Source organism: Achromobacter sp. 10T422, from assembly GCF_056394065.1.
Window position 1 is genome coordinate 1 of record NZ_JBFTHD010000020.1, and the last position, 4,974, is coordinate 4,974.

3 rRNA genes are annotated in these 4,974 nt (G+C 52.4%); all 3 read left to right on the plus strand.

What is annotated here, in order from left to right:
• Positions 1-30: 30 nt before the first annotated feature.
• Positions 31-1,561 (plus strand): 16S ribosomal RNA (locus AC1DB0_RS29755).
• 201 nt (positions 1,562-1,762) lie between these two features.
• Positions 1,763-4,647, plus strand: a 23S ribosomal RNA gene (locus AC1DB0_RS29760).
• Between the two features lie 203 nt (positions 4,648-4,850).
• Positions 4,851-4,963: ribosomal RNA gene (gene rrf, locus AC1DB0_RS29765) — 5S ribosomal RNA — on the plus strand.
• Together the 16S, 23S and 5S rRNA genes form the textbook arrangement of a ribosomal RNA operon.
• The last annotated feature ends 11 nt before the right edge of the window (positions 4,964-4,974 follow it).

Genomic DNA, 4,974 nt, shown 5'->3' on the forward strand with positions numbered 1-4,974 from the left:
GACCAAGAATACGAAACAAATACAGAGATTAAACTGAAGAGTTTGATCCTGGCTCAGATTGAACGCTAGCGGGATGCCTTACACATGCAAGTCGAACGGCAGCACGGACTTCGGTCTGGTGGCGAGTGGCGAACGGGTGAGTAATGTATCGGAACGTGCCTAGTAGCGGGGGATAACTACGCGAAAGCGTAGCTAATACCGCATACGCCCTACGGGGGAAAGCAGGGGATCGCAAGACCTTGCACTATTAGAGCGGCCGATATCGGATTAGCTAGTTGGTGGGGTAACGGCTCACCAAGGCGACGATCCGTAGCTGGTTTGAGAGGACGACCAGCCACACTGGGACTGAGACACGGCCCAGACTCCTACGGGAGGCAGCAGTGGGGAATTTTGGACAATGGGGGAAACCCTGATCCAGCCATCCCGCGTGTGCGATGAAGGCCTTCGGGTTGTAAAGCACTTTTGGCAGGAAAGAAACGTCATGGGCTAATACCCCGTGAAACTGACGGTACCTGCAGAATAAGCACCGGCTAACTACGTGCCAGCAGCCGCGGTAATACGTAGGGTGCAAGCGTTAATCGGAATTACTGGGCGTAAAGCGTGCGCAGGCGGTTCGGAAAGAAAGATGTGAAATCCCAGAGCTTAACTTTGGAACTGCATTTTTAACTACCGAGCTAGAGTGTGTCAGAGGGAGGTGGAATTCCGCGTGTAGCAGTGAAATGCGTAGATATGCGGAGGAACACCGATGGCGAAGGCAGCCTCCTGGGATAACACTGACGCTCATGCACGAAAGCGTGGGGAGCAAACAGGATTAGATACCCTGGTAGTCCACGCCCTAAACGATGTCAACTAGCTGTTGGGGCCTTCGGGCCTTGGTAGCGCAGCTAACGCGTGAAGTTGACCGCCTGGGGAGTACGGTCGCAAGATTAAAACTCAAAGGAATTGACGGGGACCCGCACAAGCGGTGGATGATGTGGATTAATTCGATGCAACGCGAAAAACCTTACCTACCCTTGACATGTCTGGAATTCYGAAGAGATTYGGAAGTGCTCGCAAGAGAACCGGAACACAGGTGCTGCATGGCTGTCGTCAGCTCGTGTCGTGAGATGTTGGGTTAAGTCCCGCAACGAGCGCAACCCTTGTCATTAGTTGCTACGAAAGGGCACTCTAATGAGACTGCCGGTGACAAACCGGAGGAAGGTGGGGATGACGTCAAGTCCTCATGGCCCTTATGGGTAGGGCTTCACACGTCATACAATGGTCGGGACAGAGGGTCGCCAACCCGCGAGGGGGAGCCAATCCCAGAAACCCGATCGTAGTCCGGATCGCAGTCTGCAACTCGACTGCGTGAAGTCGGAATCGCTAGTAATCGCGGATCAGCATGTCGCGGTGAATACGTTCCCGGGTCTTGTACACACCGCCCGTCACACCATGGGAGTGGGTTTTACCAGAAGTAGTTAGCCTAACCGCAAGGGGGGCGATTACCACGGTAGGATTCATGACTGGGGTGAAGTCGTAACAAGGTAGCCGTATCGGAAGGTGCGGCTGGATCACCTCCTTTCAGAGCTTAAGTGCTCGTGTTAAGGCACAACGAAATGTACTTATTGAGTACTCAGCGCAAGCTGAAGAAAATAAGTACGGGTTGTGATTGCATTATTTTGTTCCAAGTTCTCAAGACTGARGTGAATAACTTCAGACTGCTTTGAAACTTATGAACGGCACAAACGCTAATACTCAGGTCCTATAGCCTACAGCGTTATAGGATCAAGCGACTAAGTGCATATGGTGGATGCCTTGGCGATCACAGGCGATGAAGGACGTAGTAGCCTGCGAAAAGCTACGGGGAGCTGGCAAACAAGCTTTGATCCGTAGATGTCCGAATGGGGAAACCCACYGCAGCAATGCRGTATCCCTAGCTGAATACATAGGCTAGTGGAAGCGAACCGGGTGAACTGAAACATCTCAGTAGCTCGAGGAAAAGAAATCAACCGAGATTCCGAAAGTAGTGGCGAGCGAAATCGGAAGAGCCTTTACGTTTTAGCACGCAAGATAGTCGAACGGAATGGAAAGTCCGGCCGTAGCAGGTGATAGCCCTGTAGGCGAAATCTTGTGTGTGGAACTAAGCGTAAGACAAGTAGGGCGGGACACGTGAAATCCTGTTTGAAGATGGGGGGACCATCCTCCAAGGCTAAATACTCGTGATCGACCGATAGTGAACCAGTACCGTGAGGGAAAGGCGAAAAGAACCCCGGAAGGGGAGTGAAATAGATCCTGAAACCGTATGCATACAAACAGTAGGAGCCTCCTTGTGGGGTGACTGCGTACCTTTTGTATAATGGGTCAGCGACTTACATTCAGTGGCAAGGTTAACCGAATAGGGAAGCCGTAGCGAAAGCGAGTCCGAATAGGGCGATTCAGTCGCTGGGTGTAGACCCGAAACCAGATGATCTATCCATGGCCAGGTTGAAGGCACGGTAACACGTGCTGGAGGACCGAACCCACTAATGTTGAAAAATTAGGGGATGAGCTGTGGATAGGGGTGAAAGGCTAAACAAATCTGGAAATAGCTGGTTCTCTCCGAAAACTATTTAGGTAGTGCCTCAAGTATTACTGCGGGGGGTAGAGCACTGTTATAGCTAGGGGGTCATGGCGACTTACCAAACTATGGCAAACTCCGAATACCCGCAAGTACAGCTTGGGAGACAGAGCACCGGGTGCTAACGTCCGGACTCAAGAGGGAAACAACCCAGACCGCCAGCTAAGGTCCCGAATTATCGCTAAGTGGGAAACGAAGTGGGAAGGCATAGACAGTCAGGAGGTTGGCTTAGAAGCAGCCATCCTTTAAAGAAAGCGTAATAGCTCACTGATCGAGTCGTCCTGCGCGGAAGATGTAACGGGGCTAAGCGATAAACCGAAGCTGCGGGTGTGCACTTTTAGTGCACGCGGTAGGAGAGCGTTCTGTAAGCCTGCGAAGGTGGCTTGTAAAGGCTGCTGGAGGTATCAGAAGTGCGAATGCTGACATGAGTAGCGATAAAGGGGGTGAAAAGCCCCCTCGCCGTAAGTCCAAGGTTTCCTGCGCAACGTTCATCGGCGCAGGGTGAGTCGGCCCCTAAGGCGAGGCAGAGATGCGTAGCTGATGGGAAACTGGTTAATATTCCAGTACCGTCGTACAGTGCGATGGGGGGACGGATCGCGGAAGATCATCAGGGTGTTGGATGTCCCTGTTGCTGTATCGAAGATGGCGCTTAGGCAAATCCGGGCGCGTAAATCAAGGGTATGGCACGAGCGAGCATTGCTTGCGAAGTGATTGGAAGTGGTTCCAAGAAAAGCCTCTAAGCTTCAGCTGTACGAGACCGTACCGCAAACCGACACAGGTGGACGGGATGAATATTCCAAGGCGCTTGAGAGAACTCAGGAGAAGGAACTCGGCAAATTGATACCGTAACTTCGGGAGAAGGTATACCCCGGTAGTGTGAAGCGCCTGCGCGCTTAGCATGATGGGGTCGCAGAGAATCGGTGGCTGCGACTGTTTATTAAAAACACAGCACTCTGCAAAGACGAAAGTCGACGTATAGGGTGTGACGCCTGCCCGGTGCCGGAAGGTTAAGTGATGGGGTGCAAGCTCTTGATCGAAGCCCCGGTAAACGGCGGCCGTAACTATAACGGTCCTAAGGTAGCGAAATTCCTTGTCGGGTAAGTTCCGACCTGCACGAATGGCGTAACGATGGCCACACTGTCTCCTCCTGAGACTCAGCGAAGTTGAAGTGTTTGTGATGATGCAATCTACCCGCGGCTAGACGGAAAGACCCCATGAACCTTTACTGTAGCTTTGCATTGATCTGTGAACCGGCCTGTGTAGGATAGGTGGGAGGCTTTGAAGCGTGGTCGCTAGATCACGTGGAGCCATCCTTGAAATACCACCCTGGTTTGTTTGCGGTTCTAACCTTGGTCCGTTATCCGGATCGGGGACAGTGCATGGTGGGCAGTTTGACTGGGGCGGTCTCCTCCCAAAGTGTAACGGAGGAGTTCGAAGGTACGCTAGGTACGGTCGGAAATCGTGCTGATAGTGCAATGGCATAAGCGTGCTTGACTGTGAGACTGACAAGTCGAACAGGTGCGAAAGCAGGACATAGTGATCCGGTGGTTCTGAATGGAAGGGCCATCGCTCAACGGATAAAAGGTACTCTGGGGATAACAGGCTGATACCGCCCAAGAGTTCATATCGACGGCGGTGTTTGGCACCTCGATGTCGGCTCATCTCATCCTGGGGCTGTAGCCGGTCCCAAGGGTATGGCTGTTCGCCATTTAAAGAGGTACGTGAGCTGGGTTTAAAACGTCGTGAGACAGTTTGGTCCCTATCTGCCGTGGGCGTTGGATACTTGACGGAGCCTGCTCCTAGTACGAGAGGACCGGAGTGGACGTACCTCTGGTGTACCGGTTGTCATGCCAATGGCATTGCCGGGTAGCTAAGTACGGAAGAGATAACCGCTGAAGGCATCTAAGCGGGAAACTCGTCTGAAGATTAGGTATCCCGGGGACTTGATCCCCCTAAAGAGTCGTTCGAGACCAGGACGTTGATAGGTCGGGTGTGGAAGCGYAGTAATGCGTTAAGCTAACCGATACTAATTGCTCGTGAGGCTTGATCCTATAACACTGATGGTTATTGACCTGGTGATATAGCGTTCCAAGTGTCGTTCAATACAAAATCTGGCTGCACCGTCRGCAGYCAGCCAACACCAATTACATACCCCTTGTGCGTGATCATCGAGCTAGCCTCTGATCACCCACACGTTGTGTTTCTTCCAAGATTGGAGCRGTTGCGTTAACGCGCAGCAGCTCAACCAGTTACGCCTGACGACCATAGCAAGGTGGTACCACTCCTTCCCATCCCGAACAGGACAGTGAAACGCCTTCGCGCCGATGATAGTGGACGGACGTCTGTGAAAGTAGGTCATCGTCAGGCTTTTATTCCGC